This window comes from Methanoculleus chikugoensis (assembly GCF_900095385.1).
Taxonomy (GTDB): Archaea; Halobacteriota; Methanomicrobia; order Methanomicrobiales; family Methanoculleaceae; genus Methanoculleus; species Methanoculleus chikugoensis_A.
Map to the genome: position 1 here is coordinate 23,717 of NZ_FMID01000030.1, position 14,530 is coordinate 38,246.

Sequence of the window (14,530 nt, forward strand, 5' to 3'; positions counted from 1 at the left end):
TTTACTCCTCGATCTGATCCACCAGGGCCTGCATGATGGCGTCGAAACTCTTCCAGGTCGGGCTCTCCTCGGCCCCGGCACGGCGGATGATGAACGGCCTTCCTTCGTCCGCCGCCTCGCGCATCTCCGGGTCGAGCGGGATGGAGCCGAGGAAAGGCACCCCGAGGGCTTTCGCCTCTTTCTCGCCGCCGCCCTTGCCGAAGATATCGATCTCCTCCTTGCAGTGGGGGCAGACGAACCCGCTCATGTTCTCGACGATCCCGAGTACCCGGAGTTCGAGTTTCTTGATGAACTCGGCCGCCTTGCTCGAGTCGAGAACCGCGACGTCCTGTGGGGTGGTGACGATGACCGCGCCGGCGATGTTCGGAGCGAGTTGGGCGACGGTGAGCGCCTCGTCGCCGGTGCCGGGCGGGAGGTCGACGATCAGGTAGTCGAGATCGCCCCAGTTGACGTCCTCGAGGAACTGCCGGATGACCGTCATCTTCATCGGGCCGCGCCAGATCACGGGGGTGTTGCGCTCCGGGAGGAGGAACGCCATCGAGATGACCGCGAGGTTGCCGGTGACCCGGACCGGTTCGATGATCTTCCCGTCGTAGGACTGGAGACGGGCGTCCTCGATCCCGAGCATCTTCGGGATGTCCGGGCCGTGGATATCGAGGTCGATGAGCCCTGTGTTGTACCCGCGGTTGGCGAGGGCGTAGGCGAGGTTTGTTGAGACCGTGCTCTTCCCGACGCCGCCCTTCCCGGATAGGACGAGGACGACGTGCTTGACGCTGACATCGGCCTTCGGTGGGAGGCCCTTCGGGGCGTCGGCGTTTCTCGGGTCGTCGCACTTGGTTGCAGACGGGCAGCTCGAGCAGTTCCCGGTGCAGGATTCCGTATTGGATTCGTTTGTCTGAGTCATGAGAAGTATCCTCTGCGGTATAGTATCCTTCTAGAGAAGGATCTAGAGTTACTATATATTAACGGTAAACGACACAAAAAGGTATAGTTGATGGCAAATTGTCCCGATCAGCCGCCGGGGTGCTGTTTCGTGCGCGGGTTACCCTCCACCTGCGGGAGGGAAAAAGGCGACGATATCGCCGTCTTCGAGGGGCGTTTCGAGACCTCCGCTGAAGTGGATATTCCTGCCGTTCTTCAAGATGTTGACGTAAGCCCGGATCTCCCCGGTGGGGGTGAAGAGGGCGTCGCCGAGCCCGGGGCACCGGGCGGAGAGGTGCGCGAGCAGGTCGCCGATGGTCGATCCCCGGGGGATCGCCGCATTGCGCTCGGCCGGGATGATGTCGCGGAGCATGGCAAATGCCCTGACCTTCACTGTTATGGCACCCCCTCCGTTCGCGCCAAGAACCGCCGCCACCTCTTCCTCCACCCCGGGTGATAGGGGTCTCCAGCCTTATTGGTATCGCTCCCGGGCGCGTGCCCGGATCGTATCTGGTTTCCTCAACGTGAAAGTTAATGGGTCGATATCGACGTCCGGCAGCCTTATTGCCCTGGCCGGGCCCTGTGGGCACGGTGATACCCATGAACGGCTACGCAGAGAAGATCCTCTACGCCGATCTCACGAGAGAGCAGACGATGGAGGAGCCGTTTCCCGAAGAGTGGAGACGGGCATACATCGGAGGGCGAGGTCTCGGGGTCCGCATCCTCGATGACCTGATGAGCCCGGGCAGCGATCCTCTCGGCCCGGATAACGTGCTGGTCTTCGCCACCGGGCCGGTTGCGGGGAGCGGTCTTCCCCTGGGATCCCGGTACGACGTCGTCACGAAGTCTCCGCTGACCGGGACGTTGACCAGCGCCAACTCCGGCGGGAAGTTCGGCACCAGCATGAAACGCGCGGGCTACGATGCGGTGGTGATTCGGGGACGGGCACAGAGGCCCGTCTACCTCCTTCTCGATGACGGGCGTGCGGAGATCCGGGACGCCTCGGAGTTGTGGGGACTGACGACGAGCGAGACGACCGCGGTCATCCAGAACGATCTCAGCGATCCCGGCGCGAGCGTGGCCTGCATCGGCCCCTCCGGCGAGCGCCTCGTCCGGATCGCCGGCATCGTCAACGAGACCTCGCGGGCCGCCGGGCGCGGGGGTGTCGGCGCCGTGATGGGGTCGAAGAACCTTAAAGCCCTCGTCGCCCGGGGGAGCGGCCGATGCACCGTCGCCGATCGCGACCGGTTTCTCGCCCTGAAAAAAGATATCACAGAGAAGATCCGGGCGAACGCCATCTCGGGCGGCGGGCTGCCCCGGTTCGGGACGGCGGTCCTCGTCAACATCGTCAACGAGAACTACATCCTCCCGACCCGGAACTTCCAGACCGCACACTTCCCTGCCGCGGAGAACGTCTCGGGCGAACGGATGGCCGATACCATCCTCACCGGGAAGATGGGATGTCAGGCCTGCGTCATCCAGTGCGGCCGCGACGTCGAGGTCGAAGGAAAGCGGACGGCGGGCCCCGAGTACGAGACGATCTGGGCGTTCGGTCCCGATTGCGGGATCGACGACCTTGCGGCCGTCGTGGAGGCGAACAATCTCTGCAACGACCTCGGCCTCGACACCATCTCCACCGGGTCGACGATCGCCTGCGCCATGGAACTCTCGGAAAAGGGCTACATCGACGAGGAGATCCGGTTCGGCGATGCAGAACGGATGGTCGACCTCGTCCGCCGGATCGGCTACCGCGACGGCATCGGGGACGAACTCGCCGAAGGCTCCTTCCGCTTCGCGAGAAGGCACGGGCATCCCGAACTCTCTATGAGCGTCAAGCGGCAGGAACTCCCCGCCTACGATCCCCGGGGGCTGCAGGGGCACGGTCTTGCCTACGCCACCTCGGTCCGGGGCGGAGACCACGTCTACGCCTACCTGATCGCCCCGGAAGTGCTCGGATCGCCGGAGAAACTCGACCCCTACTCGAGCGAGGGGAAAGCTGTCTGGACGAAGACGTTCCAGGACCTCACCGCCTTCATCGACTCGTCGGGAAGCTGTCTCTTCACCTCGTTCCCCCTCGGGGCGGCGGACTACGGGGCGATGGTCTCGGCGGTCACCGGCTACGATATCGATGCCGGCGAAGTACTCCGGATCGGCGAGCGGATCTGGAACATGCAGAAAATCTTCAACCTGAAAGCCGGATGCACCCGGGAGGACGACACCCTGCCGCCGCGCCTTCTTTGGGAGCCGCTCACCGAAGGCGCCCCGAAAGGCCGGGTCTGGGAGCGGGAGCCTCTTCTCGACGAATACTACCAGGCCCGGGGATGGGACCGGGAAGGCCGTCCCACGCCGGAGAAACTCCGCGACCTCGGCATCGGGCAGGAGGCGGTCCCCCTCCCCTGAACCCGCCTACTTTTTGATGTGCCACCCACCCGTCGCTTCGGGGATGGAGTCGATCTCGGGGGAATACGGTTTGATGTCCAGCACCGGCGTCCCGTCCAGGGCGTCGAGCCCCCTGACCACCAGAACGTTTCCCTCCCGGCGGACGAGGTCGACGATCCCGAAGCCGATCGGGTTTGGGCGGGCGGGCGAACGGGTGGAAAAGACGCCCCTCTCCCGGGTCTCGCCCGGCGGTTTCGCGAAGAGCAGCCCGCGCTCCGCCCGGTCGAGCCAGTAGAGGACGATGAGGTGGCTGCTCCGCTCCACGCCTTCGAGCCCCGGGACGTAGGCATCGAGGACGTGGATCTCCGCGACGGTATCCGCAAGGCGGCCCTGCCGGGGGGCGTCGCCGCGCTCCCGGTAGGGTGACCGGACGACGCCGATGGGAGTGCACTCGATCGCAGCCATGCCGCTATCGCCTCCCCCGTCGCTCTGCATCGAGCGTCTCATTGCAGAGGCGGTCCGCGACCTGGATGCAGGGGTGCTCCCGCGGGACGCTCTCGAACCTGACCTCACTGAAATGGCGCATCCGCCCCCGCACCTCGCCCGCGAGGTCTGCAAGGTGTTCTTTCGTGATGCGATACCGGCCGGTGAGCTGGCGCACGACCAGTTCCGAGTCCGACCTGACATCGAGCCTGCCGCTCGTGAACTCCCGTGCGGCTTCAAGACCGTTGATGACGGCATGATACTCGGCCACGTTGTTGGTCGCGGTTCCGATGTAGCCGGAACGGCCGGCCACGACGGATCCGTCACGCACGATCACGTATGCCCAGGCGGCGTCTCCGGGATTGCCCCGTGAAGCGCCGTCGGTATACAGCGTCACCGCATCGGTCTCTGTCAGCGGTGCCCCCTCCGGTCAGTCTCTCTCCTGATCATCTCTGGGTTGATCATCGATCTTTTGGGAGTTATTGGTATCGTTCCCCGGAGCGGGCGGTCCGCCCACCGCAACATGTTAATATCCCGGCGCGGTAAGGGCGGGCGCATGCTGGATGCGGGCCGGGTCATTGAGGAGAGATCGATGCGCGATGGACTGAGCGTTTTTGAGAACCGGACCGACGGCGGGAGACGACTCGCGGCGACCCTCTCGTCGCTCCCGATGGCCGCCGAACCGGTTATCTGCGCAATCCCCGCCGGGGGAATTCCTCCGGGGCTTGAGGTGGCGCGGGCCTTGAAGGCCCCGCTTCGGATGGCGGTGGTGCGGAAGGTGCAGGTCCCCTGGAACCCGGAGGCCGGGTTCGGCGCCGTGACCTGGAACGGGCAGGTCTTCCTGAATCACCCGCTCGTGAATGCTCTCGCGCTTTCGGATGCCGAAGTGAACGCCGCCGTCGCGAAGGCTAAAAAGAACGTGGAAGAACGGATAGCGAAGTTTGCCGGCGGCCGGGAAGAGCCGGAGATCGAGAACCGGACGGCGATCCTGATCGACGACGGTCTCGCAACCGGGTACACGATGCTCGCCGCAATCGAGGCCGCCCGGGCGGGGTCTCCCCGCGAGATCATCGCGGCGGTTCCCACCGGCTCGCTCCATGCCGTCAACTTCATAGCCCGGAAGGCGGATCTCGTCGTCTGCCTGAACGTCCGGACCAGCCCCACCTTCGCGGTGGCGCAGGCGTACGAGCACTGGCATGACCTCACCGACCTGGAGGTGCAGGAACTGCTGATCCAGGCCCGGGACATGGGGCTCTTCTGACCCTCATAGGAGCGTGACGATGGAGCCGTTAACCGTGATACCGGGCTTCGGCGTCTTCCCGCAGGAGTACACCTGTGACGGCGCCGATCGATCGCCGTCAATCACCGTCTTCGGGGCGAGGGCGCCGTGCCTCGCGTTCATCATGGAGGACCTCGATGCCCCGGGGGGCATCTTCACCCACTGGATCCTCTGGAACGTTCCCGCCGCGGAGAGGATCCCCGGAGGCCTGCCGGCCGAGGGAACGCTTTCGGAACCGGCCGGGGCGGTGCAGGGGACGAATGACTTCGGCACAGTAGGCTACCGGGGCCCCTGTCTGTTCCGGGGTGGGTCCCACCGTTTCCTCTTCCGGGTCTGCGGGCTTAGCCGGCCGCTCGACCTCCCGCCGGGAGCCGACCGGGTCGATCTCGGGCGTGCCATGGGGGACGCCATCCGGGAGTACGGCGAGGCGGTGGCGGCATACGGAAGAGCGGCCGAAGTGGCGCCGTCCCGGTGCTAGGCCCGGCCTGCCCCTCATCCGGTCGCAACGGGTATATACGGCAGCCCCCATGAGGGTGCCGGAGGAGGAGCACATATGCGGAACCTGGCCATCGAGGTCGATTTCGACCGGTTTCCCCCGGAGCATACCTGTGACGGGGAGAACATCTCCCCGGCGATACGGGTTCGCGGGTCGGACGCACCCTACCTTGCGGTCATCATGGACGACCCGGATGCGCCGCGGGGCACGTTCACTCACTGGCTCGCCTGGAACATCCCGTCGACCGAGATCCCCGAAGGCATCCCGCCGGAGCCCCGGGTCTCCCGCCCTGTTGCGGCCGTCCAGGGGACGAACGACTTTCGAAGAATCGGCTACGCCGGCCCCTGCCCCCCGAAAGGGGCATCGCACCGCTTCTTCATACGGGTCTGGAGCGTGGAGCGGGAACTCGACATTCCCCCCGGCTCGGGCCGTGCCGCACTTGAGAACGCGCTCGCCTCAGTTGCCGCCGGCTGCGGGGAGACGATGGCGACCTACGAGCGCAGGAGGGTTCCCGCATCCCTACCCGGAGCCGGCACCCGGACCTGAAGGAGTCTCCGGCCCCGCAACCTTTTTGCCGTTCCTCGTGAAAAGCCCCTGCATGGGCTCAAACGTCATCAGCCTGTCTGTCTCCCTCCGTTCGGCGGAACTTCCCGTCTGGAACACCTGTGACGGCCCCGATCTCTCTCCGGAACTGAGAATCCGCGGGCTATCGGATGAGATGCGATCGATGGCGGTCTTTGCGCTGAACCCCTTCGAACCCGGCTGCTCCTTCACGACCTGGATCGCCTGGAACCTCTCGCCGTCGCCCCTGATCCCGGAGGGCATCCCGCCGCAGGGCGTCGTCACGGCCCCGGTGAATGCCGTCCAGGGGACGAACGACTACGGGAGCATCGGGTGGCGGGGCCCCTGTCCTCCCCGGGGCGAGACGCACCGTTGTCTCTTCAAGGTCTACGGGCTCGATGCCATGCTCGATCTCGCGCCCGGCGCAGGCAAGCACGACCTCATCGACGCGATGCGGGGCCACGTCCTCGGGTTCGGCGAGACCGCCGCCATGTACTCCCGGTGACCCCACGCACCATTTTTATACCATGTTCTGGAAAGTGAGTATCGAAGGAGTCTGATATGGCGCAAAAACTGGTAGTAAGCCTGGACTTTGAAGAGTTCCCACCGGAGTACACCTGCCGGGGAGCGAACCGCTCGCCCTCTATCCGGATCGAAGGAATCCTCCCGAACATCAAGTCGCTCGCGATCCTTGCGACGACGAGCCCCGAGGAAGGGCCGTCAAAGGTGGCATGGGTTCTCTGGAACCTCCCCGCCGTTCCACTGATCCCCGAAGGGTTCCCGGAAGGGGGGGCGGTGGAGTCGCCGCTTCACGCCGTACAGGGCACAAACGATTTCGATACCCTCGGTTACCGGGGACCCTGCCCGGAGGGCGGAGCGGCCGAAGCTTACCTCTTCCGTGTCTACGCGCTCGATATCGATCTTGCACTCGCGCCCGGGGCGACCTGGGAGGAGATGGTCCGGGCGATAAATGGATCGATAAACCAGTCCGGGGAGGCTGTAGTCTTCGCCATGGGGTAGGGGCCGAACCGGCGCCCCGCGCCAAAAAAAAGAGGGGGCCGACCCCCTACATGGGTATGGGGGCGGCTGCTTCCGGCATGGGGGGGCTTTGTTTCTCGATGTTCTTTGCAATAGCGGCCATCTCCTCCCCGAGCATCCGGACGATATCGTCCATCGTGACGATCCCGATCAGTCTTCCGCCGTCGTCGACGACCGGCATCCGCCTGATGCCCTCGGCGGTCATCTTCTGGATGGCCTCGTAGATCCCCATGCTGTCCTGGAAGGTGATCACGTCCCGGGTCAGGATATCGCTCACCCGGACCTCGCCCGGATTCCTCTCCTGCGCCGTGACCCTGATCGCGAGATCGCGGTCGGTAACTATGCCGGCAGGCCGGTTGTCGCCGGTTACGACGACGACGCTTCCGACGTTCTTCTCCCCCATGATCCTCGCCACCTCCACCGCCGGCGTGTCCGGCGAGACGGCGACGACCTGCTCACGGCAGCACTTCACAATTCCCATACACGTTTCCTCCGTTGACGACGACTGACTCATGCCGGTATGGTATATGAACGTAACCCGTATCCGCCGGCGGGGTCTTCTTCCCTTATATACAATCGAGGACAGATCGTATCGCACACAAATGGACTGGTTATTGATCGTTCTCACCGTGGCGGGTCTCTCGGTCTTCGAGATCGTCTCAAGCATCGACAACGCCATCATCAATGCCGATGTTCTCGCGACGATGGGGGAGAAAGCCCGCAGGTGGTTCCTCCTCTGGGGCCTGATTGTTGCAGTCTTCGTCGTCCGCGGGCTCCTGCCGTGGCTGATCGTATGGGCGACGACCCCGTCGCTCGGGCCCGTAGAGGCGCTCCTCGCGACGTTCTCAAGCGATCCGGCGGTCACCGAGGCGATCGAGGGTTCGGCCCCGATCCTCCTGATCTTCGGAGGGACGTTCCTCGTCTTCCTCTTCTTCCACTGGCTCTTCGTGGAGGAGAAGACCTGCGGGCTCCGGAGCGAGCGGTTCTTCTCCCGGCAGAGCGTCTGGTTCTACGCGGTCGTCTCGGTCCTGCTTGCGATCCTCGTCTGGTTCGCCCTGCAGGTCAACGTCATGATGGGGTTCGCGGCCGTGCTCGGCTCGACCGCATTCTTCATCGTCCACGGGTTCAGGCAGAACGCCGAGGTGCAGGAAGCACGGCTCCGAAAGCCCGGGATGTCGGATATCTCGAAGGTCGCCTACCTCGAAGTCCTCGATGCGACCTTCTCGATCGACGGCGTCATCGGGGCGTTCGCCTTCACTCTCTCCGTCCCGCTCATCCTGATCGGGAACGGCATCGGAGCGGTCGTGGTCAGGGAACTGACCGTCCGCGGCGTCGACCGGATCCGGAGTTACTGCTACCTCAAGAACGGGGCGATGTACTCCATCCTGGTGCTCGGAACGATCATGCTCGCGGACAGTTTCGGGCTCCCTATCCCGGCCTGGCTCTCGCCGGTGGCGACGTTCGCCATCGTCGGCTACTTCCTCTACCGCTCGGTGCATGAGCAGAAGAAGGGTGCCGCCGGCGCCGCGTGACCGGGGCCTGCAGGCTCCCGCCGTCCTCCCTTCGTGCCGGGCGTCGGGTTCGAAAAGATTATCCGGGTATGGAGACGAACCATTGGGCCATGACAAAACGTTCCATCGGTCCGCGAACCCTTCTCTATCCCCATCCCGACCTGATCATCGGAACCTACGATGCTTCCGGCCGTCCGGATGCCATGGCAGCGGCGTGGGGCGGCATCTGCTCGTCCCGTCCCCCGTCGGTGGCGGTCTCGGTACAGAAGACCCGGCAGACCTACGCGAACCTGGTCGAGCAGCGCGAGTTCACGATCAGCATCCCCTCGACGGACTACGTCAGGGAGGCCGACTACTTCGGCATCGTCTCCGGCCGGGACGAGGAGAAGTTCGCCGCGACGGGGCTCACGCCGGTGAAGAGCGATCTCGTGAACGCTCCGTACGTCGGGGAGTTCCCGGTCGTCCTTGAGTGCCGCCTTCTCCAGACGGTCGAGATCGGCGTGCACACCCAGTTCATCGGGGAGATCCTGGACGTGAAGGTGGAAGAGAGCGTCCTCGGTGAGGACGGCAGGCCCGATATCGAGAAGATCCGGCCGTTCGCCTACGACTCGATGCGGCAGGAGTACTACGGGTTCGGGAAGGTGCTCGCGAAGGCCTTCTCTGCAGGCAAAGAGTTCAAAAAATAATTTTTTCCGGAACGGCTGCCCCGTCACCGCCGCCGGTCCCGCTTCGCTTCGACCCACCGCTTTCTCTTACCGCACCGTTCGCACCGCTGCTCCCACTCGATGACGTTTGAGGAGTACTGGTCGTATCCCCGCTTCCTGCCCCATCTGTGGAGCCCTATTCTGCAGAGGATCTGTCCGATGGCCGTCATGGGTCCCTGCAAATAATCTTCCTCCGGACGGATGAATGTTGGCTTCTCCCTGCGAGGAATCGCTCCAACGCCCTGTTTCCTCCGAGGGCGCCCGGGAAAGGCTTTTTATCGGATACAGGTGTATCTTCTGTCATCGAGAACCATAACGGATGATCTTATGGCGTTTATTTACTACGGACAGGGAGTTTCGTCTCTTTACCGCGACTTTGTGGAACGGCTGATGTCGCAGCTCGCGCTCAGGGGCACGGAGATCACGCACCAGGAGATCGGGGATGCATCTTCAAGGATGGATGTTCGGCATACCGGCGAAGAGGGGAGCATGGAGATCACGGTCGACCGCGAGAACGTCCGGGTGAGTTACACCGTCAAACGGGAGCGAAAAGAGGTCCGGAAGGGGATAGCGGGAGCCATCACCGGGGCAGGCATCGGTGGTCTCCTCGGCGGCATACTCCGGGGCGACCGGGATGTCGGCGACGTCGTCGGCGGAGCCATCGGGGGCGCGGCGGCCGGCGGGGCATACGGCGCCTATGACGGCTACGAGTCCTCCCGCGAGGAGAGGACGGCGTTCGCCGAGGTGCTCGCGCAGGCGGTCAGGGACGTCGAGGACGAACTTCAGTCGATCATCGAGGGGCAGGAGGAGGCACGCGAGGCTCTCCGCGAGCGCGGCCGGCAGAAGCGGGAGGAGGATCTCGCCCGGACGGAGGAGCTGCGCGAACTCCTGGAGGAACTCTACGGCGATCTCCTCGCCGTCCAGGAAGAGGTCGAGCTCGCGGCCGTCGAAGGGCAGGACGTCAAAAAACCCCGGGCGCGGACCGACCGGGCCGAGGTCCTCTACGGGGAGGCGGAAGCGGCACTCGAAGAGGGCAACCACGCCGTCGTGAAGGCGAAGGTGAAGGCCGCCCGGGCGATGGTGGATGGCGCGCAGGATCTCCTCGCGAACGCCGGGAACGAGTAGGGGCCGGAGGAGACCGGCACCTGCCACAGTATCCTTTTTTTTGAGGGTTTGGCGCGAAGTGGATAGACCTCCATCCATCAATAGGGCTTCGCGTGGAATACTCAGGTGTCTCTGTGCGTTACCTCACGCGAAGCCGCGAAGAGCGCGAAGTGCAGGTCAGAAACAGGGAATCTTCGCGACTTCGCGTGAGCCAATCCGGGAAAGATAGGGTTTTTCAGGGTATGATCTCGCAGCTGTTGTACTTCCGGTGAGCGAAATCCTCCATCCGGACGCTCCCGTCGCGGATGAGGGCCCGGATCTTCGGGAGCGCCGCGGAGAGCGCCGAATGAAGGTTCTCCACCGTCCCGCAGACGATCCGACGCCCTTCCTCAGGCCAGGGGCGGGTGATATTCGAGTAGAGGCACCGGCCGCCGCAGAAGTCGAGAAGGCTGCATTCCGTGCAGGGGCTCCCCACGGCCGTCACCGGGAGGCGGCGGGGATCGGCGGTGGCGATATGCCCGGCGTAGTAATCCTTCATCCCGACCATGATCGGGCAGGGAGCGATGTGCCCGTCGGTCATGATGCTGTAATTCGCGTGGCCGCACCCGCACCGGAGCATGCTCGGCCGCGATAACAGCATATCCTCCACCGGGTCGATGAAGGGGTACCACCGGAGCACCCGTCCCTCGTCGCGCATCGTCTCGACCCAGAACGCGACGAGCGACCGGATGCCGGGGTTGTAACGCTCCTTCACCCACGCGGCGTAGTCGCGCAAGGAGTAGTCGTTCCAGAAGTTCGCGTCCATCTGCCAGTGGACGGCCGGGAAGGAGAACTCGTCGTTTGTCGTGAGGTAGCGGACGGCCTCCACGATGTCGGTGTCTTCGGTCACGGTCATCCGGGCGATCAGTTCGCCCGTAAACCCGCCCGCCACGAGGCCGTTGAGGTTCCTCGTGATCCGGCGAAACGTCCCCTCCCCGCGGTGAGCGTCGGTGAGTTCCTCCGGGCCGTCGATCGAGACCAGGATCGTGTCGAACCGGTTTGCGGTCGCCGGTTCGAGACGGTCGAGGAGGGTGCCGTTCGTGTGGAGGATCAGCGCCGATACCGGGGCGTCGCGGGCGATCTCGCGGATGCGGTCGACAGCGAGCAGGGGTTCGCCGCCGTAGAAGGTCAGCACGGCGTCGGGATCCTTTGCGAGGAACTGGTAGAGGTCGGCCGGATCGATATCGAGGTCCACCGGAAGGTCTTCGTCAATGACGATATCGGGCTGTTCCAGCGGTTCGACGGTGAACGCCTTCCCCCGGCAGTAGGTGCAGCAGAGGTTGCAGTTGTCGGTCAGGATGAGATGGTAGTACACGGAAGGTCACTTACTATTTTGTGGGTCGGGTGAAAAAAAGGTGAGGATGTGGGGCTTCCCCGGGCGCAAAACAGAATACCTTCCAGGGAGAACAGACCTCTATGCCTGAAGCAAAGAAAGAGAACCTTGCCGAACAGGTCATCGACCCCCGCGATCTCGTCGCCTACCAGCAGGGCTCGATCGTCAGCCGGATGCTCGTCTACACGAAGGCCGGGACCATCACGGTCTTCGCATTCGACGCGGAGGAAGGCCTCTCGGAGCACACCGCGCCCTACGACGCCGTCCTCCAGGTTCTCGACGGAGAGGCTCTCATCACCATCGCGGACAAGGAGTATCCGATGAAGGCGGGCGACCTGATCATCATGCCGGCGAAGATCCCCCACGCGGTTCACGCCGTCACGCGGTTCAAGATGATGCTGACGATGATCCACGCCTGACCGGACCGCCGCAGGCCGCCACCTGCAGATTTTTATAGATTGGTGTCCGGTCTCCCCCCATGCGCACTCCAGAAAACCCTCGCCCGCCGGGAGATCCGGCCCCTGCCGGCTACCTGCCCATCTCGGACTACGGGATCATCGGCAACCTCCGGACGGCGGCGCTTGTCGGTCGGAACGGCTCGATCGACTGGTGCTGCTTCCCGTACCTTGACAGCCCAAGCGTCTTTGCCGCCATCCTCGACGCCGGGCGCGGCGGGCGCTTCTCGGTCTCGGTCGCGGGTGGCGGATCCGGCGACCAGAACTACATCGAGGATACCAATCTCCTCGTCACCCGGTTCGCAACAGACGCCGGAAGGCTTGCGGTGACCGACCTGATGCCCCTCTCCGGGGAGATCGCCGGCCGCGGGGGGTCGCATGCGCCGCCGGTGATCATCCGTATGCTCGACTGCGAGGAGGGTGCCGTAGAGGTGGCGGTCGAGTGGTCGCCGCGGTTCGACTACGCCCGGACCCGAACGCAGATAGAAGAGGTTCCGGGCGGGTGGCTTGCCACCGGCGGCGGTGAGGCTCTCTTTCTCTGCGGTCCTGAGAGCGCCGCGATCGACGAAGCCGGACGGGATGCCGTCCTTCGCGCCCGGTTTACGATGCGGGAAGGCGAGCGGAGAGTTCTTCAGACCCGCTGGGGTATCGAGGACATGACCTGCAACCCCGCCCGCGCCGAGGCGGCGTTCGACGAGACGATCCGGGTCTGGCGGACCTGGGCGCACTACGAGGACCTGGCGCAGACACCACGGTGGGCCGGCGAATGGCTCCCTTACGTCACCCGGGCCGAGCTGACCCTGAAACTCCTGACCATGGCCGACTCGGGGGCGATCGCCGCCGCTCCTACAACGTCTCTCCCCGAAGAGATCGGCGGGGTCCGGAACTGGGATTACCGCTATGCATGGGTCCGTGACGCTTCGATGACGGCGCAGGCCCTGGTCTCCCTCGGCCACCCCAGGGAAGCGATCGAGTTCCTCCAGTGGATGGAGCGGACGGCCGAGGCGCACTCCGGAGCACGTCAGCCGCAGGTGCTCTTCGGGCTGCACGATCCAACCGCCGAACCTGAAGAGATTGAACTCGAACACCTGGAGGGCTACCGGGGCTCACGCCCGGTCAGGATAGGAAACGCCGCCGCCCGCCAGTTACAGCTTGAGATCTTCGGGGAACTTGTCTCGACCGGCTACGAGCTCGCCCGCCGGGGCGTGAACCTGGGACCCGAGCCCCTCCGGTTCCTCGCCGCCGTCGCCGATTACGCCTGTAGGAGGTGGACGGAGCCCGACCAGGGGATCTGGGAGATCCGCGGTGAGCCGCAGCACTTCGTCTACTCGAAGGTGATGGTCTGGGTCGCTCTCGACCGGGCGATCTACCTCGCGGAGCACCATGGCCTCGTGGGCGACGTCGACCGGTGGCGCCGGACCCGGGAGACCATCCGGAACCGGGTGCTCGCCGAGGGGTACGACCCCGAGGTGGGCGCGTTCGTCCAGGCGTTCGGGTCGAAGGCCCTGGATGCGGCAAACCTCCGCATCCCGCTCGTGGAGTTCCTCCCGTTCGACGACGAGCGGGTGCAGGGGACGATCGATGCGACGATCGAGCACCTGACGAAGAACGGGCTCGTCTATCGTTACCTCACCGACGACGGCCTCCCCGGCGGGGAGGGAGCCTTCGGCCTCTGCACCTTCTGGCTGGTGGACGTGCTGGCCCTCTCGGGGAGGGTGGAGGAGGCGAGGGAGATCTTTACCGAGATTGTCGCCCGGATGAACAGCGTGGGTCTTCTGCCGGAAGAGTTCGATCCCGGGACTGGCGAGTACCTCGGGAACTTCCCCCAGGCCTACACCCACATCGGCCTCGTCAACAGCGCCCTGTATCTCGCGCACGCCGAAGGGCGGTGGGTTCCGGAACATGCGCCGGCGGGCATCCCCGGGAAGGGAGTGCGGTAGCAGCGATACTGTCGGGCCGGACGATGGGAGGTGCCTTGACGCGCCCCGATCGGCCCCTACGGGGATGTACGCCGTAACGACGTGGACGAAATAACCCTGTATGACAGCGCGGCGATGACAGGCTCTTCCCTCTCACCTGAAGCATCCCGGACGACGGCATGGCACGCCCTGCCGGCGGACGACGCAGCCGAGACGCTCGCCTCGCCGGACGAGGGCCTCACCGACGCCGAGGTCGCCCGGCGACGGGAGGTCTTCGGGGAGAACGTCCTTCCACAGAAGCGGCCTCC

19 protein-coding genes are annotated in these 14,530 nt (G+C 64.8%); 12 read left to right on the forward strand and 7 right to left on the reverse strand.

Translation table 11 applies throughout. The features are described 5' to 3' along the window. Window position 1: 1 nt before the first annotated feature. Both L21_RS06470 and L21_RS06475 read right to left on the reverse strand, forming a co-directional pair. Window positions 2–904, reverse strand: coding sequence for an Mrp/NBP35 family ATP-binding protein (locus L21_RS06470; protein ID WP_074369675.1), 903 nt, complete (start codon window positions 902–904; stop codon window positions 2–4). Between the two features lie 138 nt (window positions 905–1,042). After that, window positions 1,043–1,357 carry a ubiquitin-like small modifier protein 1 gene (locus L21_RS06475; protein ID WP_256712553.1) on the reverse strand — a complete coding sequence of 105 codons (315 nt, stop codon included), beginning with the start codon at window positions 1,355–1,357 and terminating at the stop codon, window positions 1,043–1,045. 164 nt (window positions 1,358–1,521) lie between these two features. Here L21_RS06475 and L21_RS06480 point away from each other — a divergent pair, with 164 nt between their 5' ends. After that, window positions 1,522–3,321: an aldehyde ferredoxin oxidoreductase family protein gene (locus L21_RS06480; protein ID WP_074369676.1), complete on the forward strand. Its 1,800-nt coding sequence runs from the start codon at window positions 1,522–1,524 to the stop codon at window positions 3,319–3,321. Between the two features lie 6 nt (window positions 3,322–3,327). Here the strand turns inward: L21_RS06480 and tsaA are convergent, their stop codons facing one another. Further along, window positions 3,328–3,765 (reverse strand): tRNA (N6-threonylcarbamoyladenosine(37)-N6)-methyltransferase TrmO, encoded by a 438-nt coding sequence (gene tsaA / locus L21_RS06485; RefSeq protein WP_074369693.1) that lies wholly within the window; start codon window positions 3,763–3,765, stop codon window positions 3,328–3,330. Window positions 3,766–3,769: 4 nt separating this feature from the next. Then, window positions 3,770–4,180 (reverse strand): ribonuclease HI family protein, encoded by a 411-nt coding sequence (locus L21_RS06490; RefSeq protein ID WP_256712556.1) that lies wholly within the window; start codon window positions 4,178–4,180, stop codon window positions 3,770–3,772. A gap of 159 nt (window positions 4,181–4,339) precedes the next feature. On the opposite strand from L21_RS06490, the gene L21_RS06495 reads away from it, so the two are divergent. The 5 genes from L21_RS06495 (at window position 4,340) to L21_RS06515 (ending at window position 7,139) form a co-directional block, all read left to right on the forward strand. Further along, window positions 4,340–5,044, forward strand: coding sequence for a phosphoribosyltransferase (locus L21_RS06495; RefSeq protein WP_074369678.1), 705 nt, complete (start codon window positions 4,340–4,342; stop codon window positions 5,042–5,044). A 19-nt stretch (window positions 5,045–5,063) separates the two neighbouring features. Then, complete coding sequence (locus tag L21_RS06500) at window positions 5,064–5,540, forward strand: YbhB/YbcL family Raf kinase inhibitor-like protein (RefSeq protein ID WP_074369679.1); 477 nt, start codon at window positions 5,064–5,066, stop codon at window positions 5,538–5,540. Window positions 5,541–5,615: 75 nt separating this feature from the next. Further along, entirely contained in the window at window positions 5,616–6,104 is a 489-nt protein-coding gene (locus tag L21_RS06505) for a YbhB/YbcL family Raf kinase inhibitor-like protein (RefSeq protein WP_074369680.1), read from the forward strand. 52 nt (window positions 6,105–6,156) lie between these two features. Continuing rightward, window positions 6,157–6,624 carry a YbhB/YbcL family Raf kinase inhibitor-like protein gene (locus L21_RS06510; protein ID WP_074369681.1) on the forward strand — a complete coding sequence of 156 codons (468 nt, stop codon included), beginning with the start codon at window positions 6,157–6,159 and terminating at the stop codon, window positions 6,622–6,624. Between the two features lie 56 nt (window positions 6,625–6,680). After that, the gene (locus L21_RS06515; RefSeq protein WP_074369682.1) at window positions 6,681–7,139 is read left to right on the forward strand and encodes a YbhB/YbcL family Raf kinase inhibitor-like protein; all 459 of its coding nucleotides are present in this window, start codon (window positions 6,681–6,683) and stop codon (window positions 7,137–7,139) included. A gap of 46 nt (window positions 7,140–7,185) precedes the next feature. Here the strand turns inward: L21_RS06515 and L21_RS06520 are convergent, their stop codons facing one another. Continuing rightward, window positions 7,186–7,638, reverse strand: coding sequence for a CBS domain-containing protein (locus tag L21_RS06520; RefSeq protein WP_074369683.1), 453 nt, complete (start codon window positions 7,636–7,638; stop codon window positions 7,186–7,188). Between the two features lie 121 nt (window positions 7,639–7,759). Here L21_RS06520 and L21_RS06525 point away from each other — a divergent pair, with 121 nt between their 5' ends. Together L21_RS06525 and L21_RS06530 are read left to right on the forward strand one after the other, a co-directional pair. Next, the gene (locus tag L21_RS06525; RefSeq protein WP_074369684.1) at window positions 7,760–8,689 is read left to right on the forward strand and encodes a DUF475 domain-containing protein; all 930 of its coding nucleotides are present in this window, start codon (window positions 7,760–7,762) and stop codon (window positions 8,687–8,689) included. A gap of 89 nt (window positions 8,690–8,778) precedes the next feature. After that, window positions 8,779–9,354, forward strand: coding sequence for a flavin reductase family protein (locus L21_RS06530; RefSeq protein ID WP_074369685.1), 576 nt, complete (start codon window positions 8,779–8,781; stop codon window positions 9,352–9,354). A 23-nt stretch (window positions 9,355–9,377) separates the two neighbouring features. Here the strand turns inward: L21_RS06530 and L21_RS14085 are convergent, their stop codons facing one another. Continuing rightward, entirely contained in the window at window positions 9,378–9,542 is a 165-nt protein-coding gene (locus L21_RS14085; RefSeq protein ID WP_178377692.1) for a hypothetical protein, read from the reverse strand. A 157-nt stretch (window positions 9,543–9,699) separates the two neighbouring features. Here L21_RS14085 and L21_RS06535 point away from each other — a divergent pair, with 157 nt between their 5' ends. Next, on the forward strand, window positions 9,700–10,497 hold the full coding sequence (locus L21_RS06535; protein ID WP_074369686.1) for a hypothetical protein: 798 nt from the start codon (window positions 9,700–9,702) through the stop codon (window positions 10,495–10,497). A 214-nt stretch (window positions 10,498–10,711) separates the two neighbouring features. Here L21_RS06535 and L21_RS06540 read toward each other — a convergent pair whose 3' ends face one another. Continuing rightward, the gene (locus L21_RS06540) at window positions 10,712–11,830 is read right to left on the reverse strand and encodes a TIGR04084 family radical SAM/SPASM domain-containing protein (protein ID WP_074369687.1); all 1,119 of its coding nucleotides are present in this window, start codon (window positions 11,828–11,830) and stop codon (window positions 10,712–10,714) included. A 101-nt stretch (window positions 11,831–11,931) separates the two neighbouring features. On the opposite strand from L21_RS06540, the gene L21_RS06545 reads away from it, so the two are divergent. From L21_RS06545 to L21_RS06555, 3 genes are all read left to right on the forward strand, one after another. Then, entirely contained in the window at window positions 11,932–12,267 is a 336-nt protein-coding gene (locus tag L21_RS06545) for a cupin domain-containing protein (RefSeq protein WP_074369688.1), read from the forward strand. A 59-nt stretch (window positions 12,268–12,326) separates the two neighbouring features. Continuing rightward, entirely contained in the window at window positions 12,327–14,243 is a 1,917-nt protein-coding gene (locus L21_RS06550; RefSeq protein ID WP_074369689.1) for a glycoside hydrolase family 15 protein, read from the forward strand. A gap of 81 nt (window positions 14,244–14,324) precedes the next feature. Further along, window positions 14,325–14,530, forward strand: a 206-nt coding sequence (locus L21_RS06555) for a cation-transporting P-type ATPase (RefSeq protein ID WP_256712566.1), incomplete at its 3' end; no start/stop codon positions are given.